15 protein-coding genes are annotated in these 17,453 nt (G+C 37.1%); 3 read left to right on the top strand and 12 right to left on the bottom strand.

Features of this window, described 5'->3' with window-relative positions:
• Positions 1 to 4: 4 nt before the first annotated feature.
• A complete protein-coding gene (gene nagA / locus EZ449_RS08295; protein WP_131557570.1) occupies positions 5 to 1,105 on the bottom strand; it encodes an N-acetylglucosamine-6-phosphate deacetylase in 1,101 nt (366 codons plus the stop codon).
• A gap of 89 nt (positions 1,106 to 1,194) precedes the next feature.
• Here nagA and EZ449_RS08290 point away from each other — a divergent pair, with 89 nt between their 5' ends.
• Entirely contained in the window at positions 1,195 to 2,400 is a 1,206-nt protein-coding gene (locus tag EZ449_RS08290) for an FN3 domain-containing metallophosphoesterase family protein (RefSeq protein WP_131557568.1), read from the top strand.
• A gap of 636 nt (positions 2,401 to 3,036) precedes the next feature.
• On the opposite strand, the gene tsf is transcribed toward EZ449_RS08290, so the two are convergent.
• The 4 genes from tsf to rplM all read right to left on the bottom strand — a co-directional run bounded on the left by tsf (position 3,037) and on the right by rplM (position 5,724).
• Complete coding sequence (gene tsf, locus EZ449_RS08285; RefSeq protein ID WP_131557566.1) at positions 3,037 to 3,882, bottom strand: translation elongation factor Ts; 846 nt, start codon at positions 3,880 to 3,882, stop codon at positions 3,037 to 3,039.
• Between the two features lie 129 nt (positions 3,883 to 4,011).
• The gene (gene rpsB / locus EZ449_RS08280; protein WP_131557564.1) at positions 4,012 to 4,872 is read right to left on the bottom strand and encodes a 30S ribosomal protein S2; all 861 of its coding nucleotides are present in this window, start codon (positions 4,870 to 4,872) and stop codon (positions 4,012 to 4,014) included.
• Between the two features lie 18 nt (positions 4,873 to 4,890).
• Positions 4,891 to 5,277: a 30S ribosomal protein S9 gene (gene rpsI, locus EZ449_RS08275; protein ID WP_025145383.1), complete on the bottom strand. Its 387-nt coding sequence runs from the start codon at positions 5,275 to 5,277 to the stop codon at positions 4,891 to 4,893.
• A gap of 3 nt (positions 5,278 to 5,280) precedes the next feature.
• A complete protein-coding gene (gene rplM / locus EZ449_RS08270; protein WP_131557562.1) occupies positions 5,281 to 5,724 on the bottom strand; it encodes a 50S ribosomal protein L13 in 444 nt (147 codons plus the stop codon).
• 220 nt (positions 5,725 to 5,944) lie between these two features.
• Between rplM and EZ449_RS08265 the strand changes: the two genes are divergently transcribed.
• A complete protein-coding gene (locus EZ449_RS08265) occupies positions 5,945 to 6,751 on the top strand; it encodes a hypothetical protein (RefSeq protein ID WP_131557560.1) in 807 nt (268 codons plus the stop codon).
• A gap of 199 nt (positions 6,752 to 6,950) precedes the next feature.
• Here EZ449_RS08265 and pnuC read toward each other — a convergent pair whose 3' ends face one another.
• Positions 6,951 to 7,619, bottom strand: coding sequence for a nicotinamide riboside transporter PnuC (pnuC, locus tag EZ449_RS08260; protein WP_131557558.1), 669 nt, complete (start codon positions 7,617 to 7,619; stop codon positions 6,951 to 6,953).
• A gap of 150 nt (positions 7,620 to 7,769) precedes the next feature.
• Between pnuC and EZ449_RS08255 the strand changes: the two genes are divergently transcribed.
• A complete protein-coding gene (locus EZ449_RS08255) occupies positions 7,770 to 8,849 on the top strand; it encodes a mechanosensitive ion channel family protein (protein ID WP_131557556.1) in 1,080 nt (359 codons plus the stop codon).
• 60 nt (positions 8,850 to 8,909) lie between these two features.
• Here EZ449_RS08255 and EZ449_RS08250 read toward each other — a convergent pair whose 3' ends face one another.
• From EZ449_RS08250 to EZ449_RS08225, 6 genes are all read right to left on the bottom strand, one after another.
• Positions 8,910 to 11,201: a Tex family protein gene (locus tag EZ449_RS08250; protein WP_131557554.1), complete on the bottom strand. Its 2,292-nt coding sequence runs from the start codon at positions 11,199 to 11,201 to the stop codon at positions 8,910 to 8,912.
• Positions 11,202 to 11,555: 354 nt separating this feature from the next.
• Positions 11,556 to 11,930 (bottom strand): iron chaperone, encoded by a 375-nt coding sequence (locus EZ449_RS08245; protein WP_131557552.1) that lies wholly within the window; start codon positions 11,928 to 11,930, stop codon positions 11,556 to 11,558.
• 375 nt (positions 11,931 to 12,305) lie between these two features.
• Entirely contained in the window at positions 12,306 to 13,292 is a 987-nt protein-coding gene (locus tag EZ449_RS08240; protein WP_131557550.1) for a pyruvate dehydrogenase complex E1 component subunit beta, read from the bottom strand.
• A gap of 258 nt (positions 13,293 to 13,550) precedes the next feature.
• Positions 13,551 to 13,754 carry a hypothetical protein gene (locus tag EZ449_RS08235; protein WP_131557548.1) on the bottom strand — a complete coding sequence of 68 codons (204 nt, stop codon included), beginning with the start codon at positions 13,752 to 13,754 and terminating at the stop codon, positions 13,551 to 13,553.
• Positions 13,755 to 13,775: 21 nt separating this feature from the next.
• A complete protein-coding gene (locus tag EZ449_RS08230; RefSeq protein WP_131557546.1) occupies positions 13,776 to 14,333 on the bottom strand; it encodes a GNAT family N-acetyltransferase in 558 nt (185 codons plus the stop codon).
• Positions 14,334 to 14,526: 193 nt separating this feature from the next.
• On the bottom strand, positions 14,527 to 17,448 hold the full coding sequence (locus EZ449_RS08225) for a PD-(D/E)XK nuclease family protein (RefSeq protein WP_131557544.1): 2,922 nt from the start codon (positions 17,446 to 17,448) through the stop codon (positions 14,527 to 14,529).
• Between the last annotated feature and the right edge of the window lie 5 nt (positions 17,449 to 17,453).

Genomic DNA, 17,453 nt, shown 5'->3' with positions numbered 1-17,453 from the left:
GTAATTATTTAGTTGATATATGTTTGCCTTGGAAAATTACCTCTTTCAGGCCTAATTCATGGTCTAGCACTAATATATTTGCTTGATGATTGTTCTTAATCTCGCCGGCGAGGTTTTCTATACCAATTAATTTTGCTGGATACACACTTGCCATTTTTATTGCTTCGGTTAAGCCAATATCACAATGTGATACGCAATTTTTCACTGCCTGAAGCATAGTTAGCGATGATCCGGATAATGTTCCATCTGGCATTACAAATTTATTATCTTTCTCTATATGTTGATATGGCCCTTTTTCGCAGCCTGTGACAGCATCGGTAATCAAAAATAATCGTTCCTTCAATAATTTCTTAGCAAACTTAACCACCTCAAAATCTAAATGCTGGCCATCTACAATAATGCTACTCATTGCTTTATCATGATTAAAAACAGCAGTTGGAATGCCCGGCTCGCGATGGTGAATAGGACTCATGGCATTAAAAAGATGCGTTGTGGTTTGAATGCCTTTATTGTAAGCATCAGTTGCCTGCTGGAAAGTGGCATTGCTATGTCCTAACGAAACCACTACATTATGATCAAGCAGGTATTGGATTACATCCCAATCCTGACATTCGGGTGCAATGGTCATCATTTTAATTATGCCATCGCCAAAATCCAAAAGTGCCTTAATTTCATCGAGCGTTGCCTTACGTACAAATTCGGGTACGTGTGCGCCTAAACGCTTTGGGTTTAAAAACGGACCTTCCAAATGCAGGCCAAGGAAGTTTTTTGCGTGAGTGCGATGTTCTTTAGCAGCCTTAATACAGTTATCAAAAACCTCTGCAGTATTAGTGGCCATACATGCTAAAAAACCCGTTGTTCCCTTTTTTAGTAAATCATCTTCCATGATGGTTAATGATTCTACTGTGGGTTGTGCCGAAAATAATCTTCCGCCCGCACCGTAGATTTGCAGATCAATAAAACCTGGAACTGCAATCAAAACATTTGCATCATCGCTTTTTGAATTCCTGATTTCAATAATTTTTCCATTATTGATAAAAATGTCTTGATTTGATTTTAAACCTGAACCGTCAAAATAGGCTACATTCTCAATTATTTCCCGCATAACAAACGTTTGAGTAAATTTAATCTTACACGGTGCAATTTAGCTATTGTACCTATATATTTGGCTAACCAGATAAACCTTGTTTCCAAATGAATGATAATCAATGTAATAGAAGGAATTTTTTAAAAGTTGGCTTAACCTTAAGCGCTGCAACAATGGTTGCTCCTGCAAATGCAATCGCAGATATCGCTAGAAATGATGATGAATTTAAAATTGCTGTCGGACCTTATCTTCAAACAAATTTTAATCATTCGATTACCATTTTATGGCTTACCAATAAAAATGCAGCAGGATGGGTAGAGTTTGGCGAAACTGCAGAAAACCTAAACCAAAAAGCTTATGGCAAAACCGAATTGGGTTTGATGCAGGCAAATAGTAAATTAAATGCAGTTACAATCAATAATTTAAAACCTGGGGTAAAATATTATTACAAATTAGTTTCAAAAGAGATAAAGGATTTCCAGCCCTACAAATTAACCTACGGAGAAACAGTTACAAGTAAGGTTGAGGAATTTATAAACACTGATGTGAACAAGGAAGAGATTTCGTTCTTAATGATGAACGACATTCATGATAGACCGGAATCAATTCCACTCCTTTTAAATTTAGTTCCCGCTAAAAAACAAGATTTTATCTTTTTTAACGGCGATGTTTTTGATTATCAAACCGATGAAAAACAGATTATCGACCACATGTTGCAACCTTGTGTAGATAATTTTGCCAAGCAAACACCATTTATTTATGTGAGAGGTAATCATGAAACCAGAGGAAAATTCGCCAGAGTTTTTCCCCAATATTATATGCATGTCGGTTATGCAGCATTTACGCTAGGGCCTGTTCGGTTTGTAGTTCTAGATACCGGAGAGGATAAGGAAGATTCACATCCAGTTTACGCCGGAATAGTAGATTTTGATGATTACAGAATTCAACAGGCAGAATGGTTTAAAACAGAAATTAATTCTAAAGCATTTAAAAAAGCACCATTTCGGATTGTGCTCATGCATATTCCGCCACGGTTCTCAGGCGATGCCCATGGACCAAAACATTGTACAGAATTATTTGAGCCACTGTTAAACCAAGGGAAAATAGATTTGGTTTTAAGCGGACATACGCATAAGTATATGGTCCATCAACCCGATAAAGATTTAAACCATTATCCATTGATCATTGGTGGAGGCCCAAGAGACGGAGCAAGGACCATTACAAAGATAAAAGCGAATAAGAACAAAATTGTAGTGAGTATGCTTGATGATTCGGGAAAGGAAGTTGGTGCTTACACGGCTTTGAAAAAGTAAAAGCGTAGATTAATGATGTGCTTTTGTACCAGCTAGTTGGTATTTTTATTGAACGGTTCTTACTTCATCAAGATTTAAAATCGGATACAGATACTCATAATAAAGTGGCATGGCAGAAAGGATACTTATACAAGCATACCACCCCTTGCCCTCCTAAATAGGAGGGGTGCCGTTAGTACTTGGTCAACTTTGTAATTATATTTTGGGTTCGGTAGCTTAAGCCCATCGACTTAAAAATTACCATACAACTTTCAGCAAGCAATTTCCAGCTCGCTTTTTTAATTTCAAGTAGGGTTAATGGGTTGGTTTTTATCAGCTTTGTGTTTTATATCATTAATTAATCTGTGTTTTTATTGCTTAACAACTTTGTATTAAAATTTTGGACGCGTTAGCTTAAGTTCACCACCTTAAAAATGACCATCAAACTTTCAGCAAGCAATGTTCAGCTCTCTCCTTAATTTCAAGGAGGAGGTTAGGGGGTGGTTTTTTATTAGTTTGTGTTTGATACCTCAACATTTTCAATATGATGAAAGGGCTGTCCAATCTTGTTCAAAAACACATATTCCTTGACTAAAATAAAGCGCATAAAAAAAGTCCCAATTTTCATTGGGACTCTTAAATATGATTTATAAATGCTTATGCACCTAATTGTACACGTTTAAAAGCAGTAACTGTTAAGCCTTTAGCTGTGTTATCTAAAAATTTACGAACATCTACCGAACCATCTTTAACAAACTCTTGGTTTAATAAAGTACTGTCTTTGTAGAATTTATTCAATTTACCAGCAGCGATTTTTTCAACCATTTCTTCAGGTTTGCCTTCTTGACGGATTACATCTTTAGCAATTTCGATTTCACGTTCGATAGTAGCAGGATCAACACCGTCTTTATCAACAGCAACTGGGTTCATTGCAGCAATTTGCATCGCAACATCTTTACCAGCATCAGTAATATCTAGGCCATTAGCACCTTCAAATACAACTAAAACACCCATTTTACCATTAGAGTGGATATAAGAAACGATTTTCTCTCCAGATACATTTGCGTACTCCTGAATAACGATTTTCTCTCCAATTTTACCGGTTAGTTCAGTAATGGTTTCAGCAACTGTACGTCCATCTTCTAAAGTAATCGCTGATAATTCTTCAGCAGAAGCAGGATTGTTGGCAACTGCTGCAGCTAAAACAGCTTGAGCTAGGTTACGGAAATCCTCAACTTTAGAAACAGGCTCAGTTTCGCAAGCTAAAGCAACTAATTTGCCATTTGTGCCATCTGCTGAAACAGCGATGGATACTAGACCTTCAGAAGTAGCATTACCAGAACGAGCGGCAGATACTTTTTGACCTTTTTTGCGCAATAAATCAACAGCAGCTTCAAAATCGCCATTAGCTTCTACCAAAGCTTTTTTGCAATCCATCATGCCAGCGCCAGTTTGTTGGCGTAATTTGTTTACATCTGCGGCAGTAATTTGTACTGTAGACATTTTATTTCCTATTTAAATTTTACAATCTTGTTTATAACAATTACAGGTTACAAGTTACAAGCCGAAAGTTAAACTCATGTTAAGCCAACTTAAAACCTGAAACCAGTAACCTGCAATTAAAAAATATTACTATTCTTCTGTTTTAGTTTCTTCTGATGAAGGCGCTTCAACTTCTGCTTCAGCAGTTACCTTTTTAGTAGTTGGTCTTTTTTCACCAGCTGCTCTAGGCTCTTTTGCTTCAGGAGCATCAGCTGCAACTTTCGCCGCTACTGCTTCTTTTTCAGCTTCATCATCTTTTTCGCGTTTACGCTCATCTAAACCTTCTTCAATAGCTTTGATAATTACATCAGTAATTAAAGAGATTGATTTTGTAGCATCATCATTCGCTGGAATAGGGAAATCGATGTTAGAAGGATCAGAGTTTGTATCAACCATCGCAAAAGTTGGGATGTTTAATTTTAATGCTTCAGTTACTGCAATGTGTTCTTTCTTAACATCAATTAAGAATAACGCTGCAGGTAAACGGTTTAAATCAGCGATACCACCTAAAAGTGATTCCAATTTAATACGCTCACGTTGAATCATCAAACGCTCTTTTTTAGATAAAATAGCATAAGTACCGTCTTTAGTCATTTTATCGATGGTAACCATCTTTTTAATTGACTTACGAACTGTAGCAAAGTTAGTTAACATACCACCTAACCAACGCTCGGTTACGAAAGGCATGTTTACTTTTTTAGCTTGCTCAGCTACGATTCCTTTAGCTTGTTTTTTTGTTGAAACAAATAATACTTTACGTCCTGATTTTACGATTTGTTTAATCGCAGCCGCAGCTTCTTCAGTTTTAGTTAAAGTTTTATTTAAATCTATAATGTGAATTCCATTACGCTCCATGAAAATGTAAGGAGCCATTTTTGGATTCCATTTACGGGTAAGGTGACCAAAGTGTACACCTGCATCCAATAAGTCTTGATAAGTTGTTCTTGCCATTGTTCTTGCCTCCTGTGATTAACGTTTACTGAATTGGAATTTCTTACGAGCTTTAGCACGTCCTGGTTTTTTACGCTCAACCATACGGTTATCACGAGTCATTAAACCTTTAGCACGCAATGCTGGTTTTTTCTCCGCATCTAGTTCTACAATCGCTTTAGCAATAGCTAAACGAACAGCTTCTGCTTGTCCTTTTACTCCACCACCTTGTACGTTTACAGTAATATCATAACGGCCAGTAAGCTCAGAAACCTCTAAACTTTGGTTTACGATATATTGCAAAGGTAAAGTTGGGAAATATACTTTGTGATCTTTACCGTTAACGGTAATTGCGCCAGCACCATCTTTTAAGTAGATGCGTGCAACAGCTGTTTTTCTTCTTCCTGAAGTGTTAGTAACTGACATTTCTTAAAGTTTAATGGTTTTTGGAGATTGAGCCGAATGAGGGTGAGATTCACCAGCATACACAAAAAGATTTGTGTATAATTTCTTGCCCAATTTAGTTTTCGGTAACATACCACGTACCGCTTTCTCGATTACACGTTGAGGGTGTTTCGCCATTAACTCTTTTGGAGAGATAAAACGTTGACCACCTGGATAGCCAGTATAAGAAACATATTGCTTTTCGCTGAATTTGTTTCCTGTCAATTTAACCTTGTCTGCATTGATAACAATAACGTTATCTCCGCAATCTACGTGTGGGGTGTACTCAGGCTTGTTTTTACCACGGATGATCATAGCGATCTTCGATGACAAGCGCCCCAAAATCTCGCCTTGTGCATCAACAACAATCCACTGTTTGTTAACAGTTTTCGCATTGGCAGAGACAGTTTTGTAACTTAACGTATTCACTTGCTTGTATTTAATTTATTAAACAATTATTTATTCCCATTAAATTTGGGACTGCAAAGATAGGTAGAATACTTTTATTATCAAATAGTTGAAGAGAAAAAAGATCCTTTATTTTAAAGAGCGTAATGATTTTGAATCCTTCTGAATTAATAAGGTGATTATTTTTAAAAATGAAATGGATATCAACTTTAATAATAGATTTGTAAATTCAATGCTCTATATGAAAAAATCTTTATTCTATGTCATCCCTTTTTTCCTAATTATTTTCAGTTGTGGAAAACAACCTTTGGAGGCTCCAGACGAAAATCCAATTCCTAAACTCAGCTGTAGAATTAATTATGTAGATATGAGTTATAATGGCGGCGATGTGCAAAGTTGTACGATTGGCTACGATACTGATAAAAATATTTCTCGTGTTGTTAGTACTCAGGACTCTGCTTTCATTTCTTTTTCTGTTCTAAAGTCATTAAATCAAATCGTGCTAAAAACAAAATATTCTGGAGATTGGACCTACCAATTGGATGACAAGCAAAAAGTAATCATTGCTCATGAGTTCTACGACTACACTTTTACCTATAATGCAGATGGTAATTTATCTACGGCAAGAGTTGTAGAAGATCCAACACATATTACCAGTTATGTTTTTTTTTATGACAATGGAAATCTTTCAAGGATTATTGGTGAAAATTCTGGTTATAATACAGCTATAACAATTGATTTTACATATGACCTTGGTAAAACGGCTTCAACATCGGTGAGATTGGCTGATCCGATAAGTTATATCGGTTTGTATGAGGTGTTGCCCGGTTTTTTTGGTAAGGTGAGTAAAAACAAGTTGTTAACTGTAATCAAAAAAGAAAGAAATAAAACTTATGGATTTGGTAGTTCTGAAAGGTATTACCTAGGTTATTCTGCAAATGAAAATAATCAACTTTCGAAAATTATCGTTGATAGGGTATATGGTGATCTAAGTGTTAATAATGTAGAAACCTTAAGCCCGAAAGATAATCTTACCTACAATTTTTAATACGTTTGTGATTAATTATATCTTAAATTCAAATTATTAATTTTTTTTTAAAAATAGGTTAACCTTGATTACAAAACCGTGTAGTCTTAATTTTAGTTATCTTAACTAGTTATTTCTCATTCTATTTAACGCTGTTAGAGCGATTGGCAAAGTATCCCTTTCCAGAAATGTTGCCATAACACCTAAGAAGTGCCAGTATTTATTTAATTAAAAGTTTCGAATAACTCCTGTATTCTTTTATCCAATTCCATAACGCAAACGCAGCAATTATGGTAAAGATTAAATATTCTATTCCAAAGAACTTAGCACCTTTTAAAAAGTACAAGTAGGTTGCAACTACATCGATAATCAACCAAATGATCCAACATTCTATTCTTTTTTGAATCATTAAAAAGGTAGTGATTACGCTCATTACCAAAATGAAAGAATCGACAAAAGGATAGGCACTCTGTAAATTAAACAAGAACGGAAGCCAACTATGGAGCTTGCTTGCTAACGTCCCTATTAAAAAGGTTCCTAATATTCCGATGCCAAGTAAAATGAGGAAATGTTTAAGGGGCATAAAACTGATGCGTAATTCTTTCTTTTTATCGGCCTCTTCAGGCTTTGGATTTGCCCATCGGTACCAGCCCACAATATTGGTAACAAAAAAGAAAACCATTAAAAACATATCTGGATAAAGCTGAATTTGATAATAAAAAAAGGCTGATAAAAATACATTTACAATTCCTACTGGCCAGCTCCAGATATTGGCTTTTGCTGAAAGTATAACTGAGATAATGCCCGTTATTACGGCGAAAAACTCTAGGTAACTCATTTCGTAATCGAGTACGGTAAAAAAAATGATGTGGCTATTGAAGAAATCCATTTTATCGATTTTTCTTAATGATTGAAAACCCTAATGTATTGAAATTATTATTGGCGTAAAATCATCCCGACAAACAAAATGTAAAAGATTGTTGTTGTTAATTTATCTCCTTGGCAATTCGCCTAGATTATTTAACCAACAAATTTGTTTATGCAGTATCTCGACCATTTTTTCGGTTACCCCATTCCGTTGTTTTTTAAGAATCTTATTATTGGAGTTGTGGCCATATTGCTTGGTATCCTGATTAAATTTGTCATTCATAAAATTTTCTTGTTGGTGTCTCGTTGGTGGGATTCCATCATTATAAAATCGACAATAAAACATTTACGACATCCTGTTGGTGTGTTTATTCCAGTCTTATTCCTGAATTTTTCCTTGTCGCTTATGGAAATGGATGTGGTGTACCGATTACCGCTTACGAAAATATTAGAAGTTACGTTAACCATCCTATTTGCGTTGATTCTTATTCGAATTATTGATGTGCTTGAAGATTACTTTTTCCTAAAATATGATTTAAATAAAGAGAATAATTTAAAGGAACGAAAGATTAGAACTCAGCTCCAGTTTGTTCGAAAATTTATTGTTTCGCTAATCATTCTAATTACCGCTGCAATTATTTTATTGAGCTTCGAGAGCATGCGAAGAATTGGGGCGGGCTTACTTACTGGAGTCGGAATCGGCGGAATTATTATCGGCTTTGCCGCACAGAAATCGCTTGGAAATTTATTGGCAGGTTTTCAAATTGCTTTTACACAGCCTATTCGAATTGATGATGTTTTAATTGTGGAGGGTGAGTGGGGAAAGGTGGAAGAGATTACGCTAACTTATGTTGTGGTGAATATTTGGGACCAACGCCGATTGATTTTGCCCATCACTTATTTCATCGAAAAACCCTTTCAAAACTGGACTCGTGTTTCGGCAGATTTGCTTGGAACAGTTTTTCTTTATATGGATTATACTATCCCTATAGAGCCTTTGCGCCAAGAATTAACAAGGCTTCTAACCAATAATTCACTTTGGGATAAAAGAGTAAATGTGGTTCAGGTTACCGATACCAATAAAGATGGCTCAATAGAGATTCGTTTTTTAATGAGTGCTTCTAATTCTTCCAGGGCATTTGATTTGCGATGTATTGTACGGGAAGCGATGATTACGTTTATTCAAACCAATTATCCTGATAGTTTACCTAAAACGAGGTTGGAACATAAGGATAAGTTCGAGGGGATATAGATAGATTGTCCGTCTGAGCCTGTCGAAGACTTATAAAGATACTTCGACAAGCTTAGAAAGCTATTTAAACATCCCTTTCAACTTCGCCAATTTCTCCTGTAAATCGCCATCAGCATTTTTGGGTTCTTGCTTTGACTTGAAATTAGGTTTGCTATTATTCGGTTTGAAATCTTGTTTAGGCTTTTGCTCTTTAGGCCTCTGACTGCGAACTTCAGACTTCGGACTAACCTCAGTCTTCATTGAAAGTGAAATTCTTTTACGAGCAACATCAACTTCCATCACAGTAACTTCTACCTTTTGATGAACTTTAACAATATCATTTGGGTTAGCTACAAAACGATTAGCCAATTGACTGGTGTGAACCAAACCATCTTGATGCACGCCAATATCTACAAAAGCACCAAAATTGGTGATGTTGGTTACAATTCCTGGTAATTTCATGCCAGTTCTTAAATCGGCAATTTCGTTTACGCCATCAGTAAAACTGAATGCTTCGAATTGTTCGCGTGGGTCGCGGCCAGGTTTCGCCAACTCTTTTAAAATATCTGTAAGCGTGGGTAGACCGATTTCATCAGTAACGTATTGTTGTAGCTTAATGAGTTTTTGTAACTGCGTATCTTTCATCAAAGCAGCAACCGTAGTTCCTAAATCCCTGGCCATTTTATCAACCACGGCATAACGCTCTGGGTGAACGCCACTTGTATCTAAAACATTCTCCGCATTGCGGATGCGTAGGAAACCTGCCGCTTGCTCGTAAGCTTTATCGCCTAAACGAGGTACTTTTTTCAGGCTTGCACGATTTTTAAAAGCACCATTTGTGTTTCTGTAATCAACAATGTTTTGTGCTAAAGTTGGGCCTAAACCAGAAACGTAAGCTAGAATTTGTTTCGAAGCCGTGTTTAATTCTACGCCAACGGCATTCACGGCGCTAATAACCGTATCATCTAAACTGGCTTGCAATTTATTTTGGTCAACATCGTGCTGGTATTGGCCAACACCGATAGATTTTGCATCGATTTTTACCAATTCTGCTAGCGGGTCCATTAACCTCCGACCAATAGAAACTGCCCCACGAACGGTAATATCCTGAGTTGGGAACTCCTCACGTGCAACATCAGACGCAGAGTAGATTGAAGCGCCACTTTCATTAACCATTACAACAGTTGTGTTTGGTAAATTTAGGCCACGGATAAAGGCTTCGGTTTCTCTGCCTGCAGTTCCGTTGCCAATGGCGATTGCCTCTATTTCATACTTTTTGCAAAGTTCTAAAATGGTGGCTTCCGCATTTTTTACGTTTCCTTGCCCTGTGTGCGGGTAAATCGCCGTGTTTTCCAACAGCTGACCTTGTTTATCTAAACAAACCACTTTGCACCCCGTACGGAAACCTGGGTCGATAGCCAAAACATTTTTCTGTCCCATTGGTGCGGCCAACAACAACTGACGGGCATTTTCCGCGAAAACTCGAATGGCTTCTTCATCAGCTTTTTGCTTGGTTAATACACGAAGTTCGGTTTCCATAGCTGGCTCTAACAAACGCTTATAACCATCTTCCAAAGCCTGTTGCACTTGCTTTGATGCAGCATTGCTAGCCGTAATAAATTGGTTTTCCAAAATCGCCAATGCATCTTCGGCAGGAGGTAAGGCATCCAAACGTAAAATCAATTCTTTCTCGCCACGGCGCATGGCCAAAACCCGGTGCGAAGCTGCAGTTTTCACTGGCTCATTCCACTCGAAATAATCTTTGTACTTAATGCCCTCTTCTTCTTTTCCTTTAATTACTTCAGCTTTAAAAACTGCTTTTGCCTGGAAATAAGTACGCATTTTAGTACGTGCCTCTGCATTTTCCGAAATCATTTCGGCGATGATATCTCTTGCTCCATCTAAGGCTTCATCCAAAGTATTTACACCGTTTTCTATGTCGATAAATTTATCTGCCGATGCTTCTAAATCGAAATTATGTTGGTCGAAGATTTGTAAGGCCAAAGGCTCCAAGCCTTTTTCTTTTGCTACCGAAGCACGGGTTTTGCGCTTTGGTTTGTAAGGCAAATAAATATCTTCTAAAAGCGAAATGGTTTCGGCTTCGTTAATTTTTTTTTCAAGCTCTGGGGTTAACTTTCCAAGTTCGGTCATCGATTTTAAAATCGCTTCACGGCGTTTATCTAAATCGCGTAACTGCAAAACCCTGTCGCGAACTGCCGCAACCTGAACTTCGTCTAAACTTCCCGTTAATTCCTTACGGTAACGCGAAATAAATGGTACGGTTGCGCACTCGTCTAGCAAGCTTACGGTTGCGGTTACTTGTTTTTCTGCAACTTTTAATTCGGCTGCAATTATTTTATGGTGAGCTAACATATTCAAAAATTAAAGGGGCAAAGCTAATCAGGATTTGCGGGATTTAAGGATTTTTAAAATCAAGTTTTCCACCGAAATATGTGAGTAAAATTTCTCAATTAACTTGCGAAGTTTTTTAAGATAGAGCATGGGTTAACTTCAAAAGTTTTTAGAATTTTTTGAAAAGCAGAGGCAGAAGCTTTGTTTATTGTTAGTCGGGCTTTACGCTAAATCTTTTAATAAAACAACTTCTGTCATGCTGAGGCACGAAGCATCTGTTTCATCGGTTGCAGATGCTTCGTGCCTCAGCATGACAGCAAATTCAGGGTCGCTGCTATTTTTGGTTGTGTGATGCCGAAAAAAATCAAAGAGTGCTTATTTTTTCTTCTTCACAACTTTCTCCAAATCTCGTTCTGCCTTAAACTTAGTAATTCTTGTAATTAAATCTAAAGGCATGGGTTTATCTATAGGAAACTGAACGGCTCCTTTGCTCCATTTATAATCTCCGAATTCATGCTGAAAGGCTTCTATGCCCGAACCTGTTGGGTAAAATCCAATATGATTTTTATAAGCTGCGAAATAAACCAGAACAGCACTTTGTTTGAATGCAGGCATTTTATAGCTGATAACTTCTTTTGCATTTGGTACTGCTTTATGAATAGTTTCGCGAACTTGTTGTAGAATTTCCTGTGTTTTTAGCGGAAATAAAGCAATGTATTCATCGATGGTTTTTGGTTCTGATTTTTCCATAACATTGAAATCTTGATATGAAAATACAAAAATGATTAGAAACTTGATTTATCAGAATAAGATTTGATTATAGTTTTAACGATTTACTTCAAGGTTTGAGCAGGAGCAGAACTGCGTTTTTTGCACAGGTCTTTGTAAAATAAAGGGACAGAAATGATTCCGATTTTTCATCGGATTAATGGATGGCGGGACTACTGATAGCGAATAATTACTGAACGTTGGTTTTCAAATTATTTGCCACGGAAACAAGGAAATGAACACCCCGCCCTACGGGCACCCTCCGAATAATCGGAGCAAGCTCTCTGGGAGAGGGGAATAAAAAATCCCCCAAATTACTTTGGAGGATTCTGTATTTTGAATAGACTATTGTCTAATTTACTTTTTAACGTACATCACTTCTTTAACCGCTTTAACAACTCTATCAGCATTTGGTAAGCTGGCAGCAATTAAAGTTGGCGAATACGGAAGCGGAACATCGGCACAGGTGATACGTAAAACCGGTGCATCTAAATAATCGAATGCATGTTTTTGAACCATAAAGGCGATTTCGCCTGAAAGTGATGCCAATGGCCAAGCTTCTTCTACTACTACCAAACGGTTTGTTTTCTTAACCGAAGAAATGATTGTATCGTAATCGATAGGGCGAACGGTACGTAAATCGATAACTTCTACGTTGATTCCCTCTTTAGTTAATTCTTCTACAGCTGGGTTTACCACGCGGGTTAACATTTTACCGAAAGTTACGATGGTTACATCAGTACCCTCTTTGGTTACGTTTGCTTTACCTAGCTCGATATAGTATTCTTCTGCAGGAACATCGCCTTTATCGCCGTACATTACCTCAGATTCCATGAAGATAACTGGGTCTTGGTCGATAATGGATTGTTTCAATAATCCTTTTGCATCGTAAGGTGTAGATGGAACTACCACTTTTAAACCTGGTGTGTTTGCAAACCAGTTTTCGAAGTTTTGAGAGTGTTGTGCACCTAATTGACCAGCGTTACCTGTTGGGCCACGGAAAACCATTGGGCATGAGAACTGACCACCACTCATTGATAAAATTTTAGCAGCACCATTAATAATCTGGTCGATTGCTACTAATGAGAAGTTAAATGTCATGAACTCAACAATTGGAACTAAGCCAGCTGTCGCGGCACCAGTTGCAATACCTGCGAAACCTAACTCGGCAATTGGGGTATCGATTATGCGTTTCGCACCAAATTCATCAAGCATGCCCTGACTTACTTTGTACGCTCCGTTATATTCTGCTACTTCTTCACCTAATAAAAAAACGCGGTCATCTTTGCGCATTTCTTCTTGCATAGCTTCGCGTAGTGCTTCTCTAAATTGGATTTCTCTCATTGTAAATTTTAATAACGGTGGCAAATATAATTATTAATCGTTACCAAACCAAAGGGAATTAAGCATGTATTTTGTAATAATTATGGTTGATAATGAAGTTTTTTGCAGGTTTTTAGCCCTTGAATTTTAAGGTATTTTGGATAGACTGAAATATTATTTCGTGTTACTTTCTTAAAACTTGTTTTTGTATCAGGTTTTATGGTTTTTCCGAAATATGTAGATTGAAAATACTGCAATCTTCATTGAAAATATTTCCCATTACTTATTCATTGCTCTAACACTAAACTTTGTTTTATCCATTCGTGGCGGATTGTCTTCAGGGAAATTGTAAGCAATGCTGTTTAAATAATTTGCAATTTGCAAACGTTCTTGCCAGGTTAAAGTACGATAATATTCGGCATGAGATTTTGAGGCTTCTACTGCTGTTTGAGCTTTAAATGCTGTTCTGTCTAAACGATACATAGTCAAATATAATGATTGGATTTAGTGATTAGGATTTGACAATCCATAAATCTCGCTATCTAAAAACTGCCCTCTGAAATAAAAATCTTGTTTAAAATGAGCCTCTTTTACAAAACCATGTTTGATAAGCATTTGTCGAGATGCATCATTTTCTACATTGATATTTGCTTTGATGGTATGCAGATTTATATCATCAAAACCGAAGTCGATTGTTCTTTTTAAGGCTTCGGAAATGATTCCTTTCCTCCAATAATCAGGCTGAAGCATGTAACCGATTTCTGCTCGGTGGTTGGCGAAATCTGTTCGCCAGTAGCCAATGGAACCAATCATTTGGTTTGGGGTTTCTTTCAGTACAATTACCCAAGCCAAATTATCACCATTTTCAAAGCCCTGATTAAATGTGGTAATGAATGTTTTGATTTCCAATAAATCCTGTGGTCTTTCGCGGTCGATATATTTCATTACCGTTTCATTGGTGCGCATGGCGAACAATGTTTCGGCATCAGAAAGTGCATGTTCGCGAAGAATCAATCGCTCGGTTTCGAGGGTTGGGAATTTAGTGAAGTTGAGGGTTAGCATTTTTAAATTTAAGAGATTAACCGCAAAGGGCACAAAGTTTTTTCTTTTGGGTGCTCGTCATTGCGAGGTACGAGGCAATCCTAATGCTATGGGTTTATTAGCGAAAGTTATAAGATTGCTTCGTGCCTCGCAATGACGATGAGGCTATGAAGTTTCGCTGTAAAGTTTCATCTTTAGTTTTTAAGCTTTCCTTTTATCTCCCAAACAGCGTAGTATAGATAGAATATACATAGTTGCCCGAATTCTGACTTGCTCTGAAAGGGATATTGAAGTCGAATAGTTCTTTAAGCTTTTCCCGTAAGGCATTTAGAAATAACTGCTTTTCCGATGCGAGAAATTCACTCTTAAGCAAGCCACCTTTTCCTGTAAAATAAATCCCGTCTTTGCTCATACTTTTAACCACGTAGAGATTCGGCTCTACATTCTCATTTTTAGAAATCTGCTCATAAACATGGGTGTAAAAGAGCGTTTGAATCAGCGCTTTATTAATATTGCCATAATCAGTATCAAAACTTTCTTCTATGGATGAATATTTGAGTTTATCGCCTCCAGTTTTGTAATCCACAATTCTATAAATGCCATTTTTTAAATCAACACGGTCTATAATGCCGTAAAGTTTAATTTGTTGATTAGCACCATTCGCCTCGAAATTAAAACCAACATTCCCTTTCTGCTCCAAACCAATCAATGTAAACGGCGCATCTTCAGTATCCTGTTTCAAGATAATGTTGATGTACTCATTCACAATGGCGAAAACAATTTTCTCCATTCCATTTAATTTGATGGTTTTGGCCAATCGTTTTACATTGATTAATCGGATTTCTTTTGGCTCTTTTTTATCACCATACAAACTATCTGCAAAACCCTCTATAATTAATTCGCGAATATCTTTTCGTTTTTCTTTTATTCTTTCAGCAGTAATTTCTGGCGATTCCATGCGCAACTGCTCATAAAATTGCTCCATGGCATAATGCAGAATCAAACCAACTTTGTAGGCCTCAACAGTTTCCTCTACTTCTTTTGGCTCTTCAATTCCAGCAATGTATTTGTAAAAGAAATCAATCGGATTGGAGATATAGGTGGTTAAAGCAGAAGCTGAAAGATACTTTTGTCCTGATAAATATTTATTTAAAACCGCTTGTACTTTTTCAGATTTTATAACCACCTCTTCTCGTTTCAGTTCCGTTTTAACGGCGAGTTGAAGTTCCTGATGATTAAAATTAAAGCCACTTTCATATTCCAGTTGCTTAATAAATCTTGATGGTTCGCCACTGTTACTTTCATCGGTTAAACTGTTGTAAACAAAATCCAGATTTTGCGCCCTTTGAATCAAGCGATAAAACATGTAAGCAGAAATGGCATCTTGATTTTCGAGTACGGGTAAGCCATAAACCCGCCTCAAACTATCTGGAATAAAAGTTGTCGCTGTTGATGCCTGCGGAACAATTCCCTCATTCAAGCCCAGAATAATTACCCTGTCGAAATTTAGATTTCTGCTCTCCAGCAAACCCATGATTTGAATGCCACTTAATGGGTCGCCCTCTAACGGAACCGCAACCTCTGCCAAAGATTTTTGAATTAGCGAAAGCACGAAACTTAGTTCGATTTCCTTATTATATTTATCGATGTGATGTTGCAAAGTATCTTGCAGTCGGTTAAGTTCCTGAATGGTTTTGCCAAATAACTCGGCATCAATTCTCTTCAAACTTTTACTTGCAAGCTCCCGATGCAGAACATAATCCAGCAAATCATTTAAAATACTTACTGCATTTGTTGTCGAATCAATCGGTTCGAAAAATTTAGCCAGCAAACCTCCTTGTCGCGTTAAACGTTGATATGGAATTTCGACCAATTGCTCCTTAATCAACGCATCGATAATTTTCGGACGCATGATTTCGCTGATTCCAGTTAAGGGATGCGATAAAAATGCCTCTGCGGTTTGGTATTTAACCGTTTTTTTTGCGTACAGCTCCGATTGAACCGTTAACCATAAATCGGCAAGACCATATACGGAAGAGTTGGCCAAACCAAAGCCCATGGTAATATTTACATCAATTTTCTTATTTTCTATTGTTGATGGAATGGTTTGCATCAACGGGATAAGCAAGCTCTCATCAGCCAAAATAATTGCTGTTGAGGTGATGGCTTGATTGTTTACAATCAGTTCCTTTTCTTTGGCGAGCAACTCATTTACAATTTTTGCCTGCGCGGTTTGTCCCTGTACTTTAAACACATTTACATCGCGTGGCGAAGCTTTGATAAAGCTGGATTGGTTGGACAACTGATTTACCAAACCGATTTGCTGTAAATTTCTTCTCAAAAACAAACCCGATTCCTGCATTTCATCCTCCAGATAATAGCTATCCGTGTCGAAATAAAAAATCGCTTTCTCCTCATCTTGCCAGCGTTTAAATGCCTTTGCTTCGGCTTTGCTTAAAGCATTGAAGCCAACAAAAACAAGTTTTTTGCCTGTGTACTTAGCAGTAAAATCGATTTCATTCGTGTTTTCGGCGATGTTTTTATAGAGCCGAGCCATAGTAATAAAATCTTTGGCTTTTAATTGCTGATGAAATTCGTTGTATAGCAATGGCATCCGATGCCACATTTTGATAAATAATTCCTGCTGTTTTTTAAATTTCCCCTCCGAGTAAGATTGCCAGAATTGCGATAAAAATGCTTTCTGTTCTGCTGTTAAAAAATCAAACTGCTGGTTAATTACGGCGATATCTTCGAGTTCGGTAAAAAGCTTGTTGGCATCAACCAAATCATTGTCTATCTGACTAAAATCGCCTAAAATAATTCGGGCAATGTTGTGGAATTTTGCAATAGAGGGAAGTTTTTCAATGCCCTCTTTCTTTAATAATTGGATGTAGCAATCGTAAAGCGTAAAAAACTGCGTGTAATGGTCGGCGATTTTTAGGTTCGTTGCCTCTGCAAAAAACTCTGAAACGGTATAAAAAGACGGACTCCAAAATGGTTTCTTATAAATATCGGCCAGGTGCTTTTGTAAATAAGCTGTTGGGCGCTTATTGTTAAAAACAATGGCGCAATCCTGCAAATTCTGTCCAAATTTGGCAACTAAATCTTCGGCAACTTCTTGTAAAAACGGATTCATATATT

The organism is Pedobacter frigidisoli, from assembly GCF_004331675.1.
Classification (GTDB): Bacteria; Bacteroidota; Bacteroidia; order Sphingobacteriales; family Sphingobacteriaceae; genus Pedobacter; species Pedobacter frigidisoli.
Note: the sequence above shows the minus strand (reverse complement) of the source record. Positions and strands in the feature narration are given on the sequence as shown.

Coding starts and splice junctions, on each gene's coding strand:
- EZ449_RS08235 (WP_131557548.1), bottom strand. CDS start 13,754: ATGTATCGTTTAGACAGAACAGCATTTAAAGCTCAAACAGCAGTAGAA.
- EZ449_RS08265 (WP_131557560.1), top strand. CDS start 5,945: ATGAAAAAATCTTTATTCTATGTCATCCCTTTTTTCCTAATTATTTTC.
- nagA (WP_131557570.1), bottom strand. CDS start 1,105: ATGCGGGAAATAATTGAGAATGTAGCCTATTTTGACGGTTCAGGTTTA.
- EZ449_RS08255 (WP_131557556.1), top strand. CDS start 7,770: ATGCAGTATCTCGACCATTTTTTCGGTTACCCCATTCCGTTGTTTTTT.
- EZ449_RS08250 (WP_131557554.1), bottom strand. CDS start 11,201: ATGTTAGCTCACCATAAAATAATTGCAGCCGAATTAAAAGTTGCAGAA.
- pnuC (WP_131557558.1), bottom strand. CDS start 7,619: ATGGATTTCTTCAATAGCCACATCATTTTTTTTACCGTACTCGATTAC.
- EZ449_RS08240 (WP_131557550.1), bottom strand. CDS start 13,292: ATGAGAGAAATCCAATTTAGAGAAGCACTACGCGAAGCTATGCAAGAA.
- EZ449_RS08225 (WP_131557544.1), bottom strand. CDS start 17,448: ATGAATCCGTTTTTACAAGAAGTTGCCGAAGATTTAGTTGCCAAATTT.
- rpsB (WP_131557564.1), bottom strand. CDS start 4,872: ATGGCAAGAACAACTTATCAAGACTTATTGGATGCAGGTGTACACTTT.
- rpsI (WP_025145383.1), bottom strand. CDS start 5,277: ATGTCAGTTACTAACACTTCAGGAAGAAGAAAAACAGCTGTTGCACGC.
- EZ449_RS08245 (WP_131557552.1), bottom strand. CDS start 11,930: ATGGAAAAATCAGAACCAAAAACCATCGATGAATACATTGCTTTATTT.
- EZ449_RS08230 (WP_131557546.1), bottom strand. CDS start 14,333: ATGCTAACCCTCAACTTCACTAAATTCCCAACCCTCGAAACCGAGCGA.
- EZ449_RS08290 (WP_131557568.1), top strand. CDS start 1,195: ATGAATGATAATCAATGTAATAGAAGGAATTTTTTAAAAGTTGGCTTA.
- tsf (WP_131557566.1), bottom strand. CDS start 3,882: ATGTCTACAGTACAAATTACTGCCGCAGATGTAAACAAATTACGCCAA.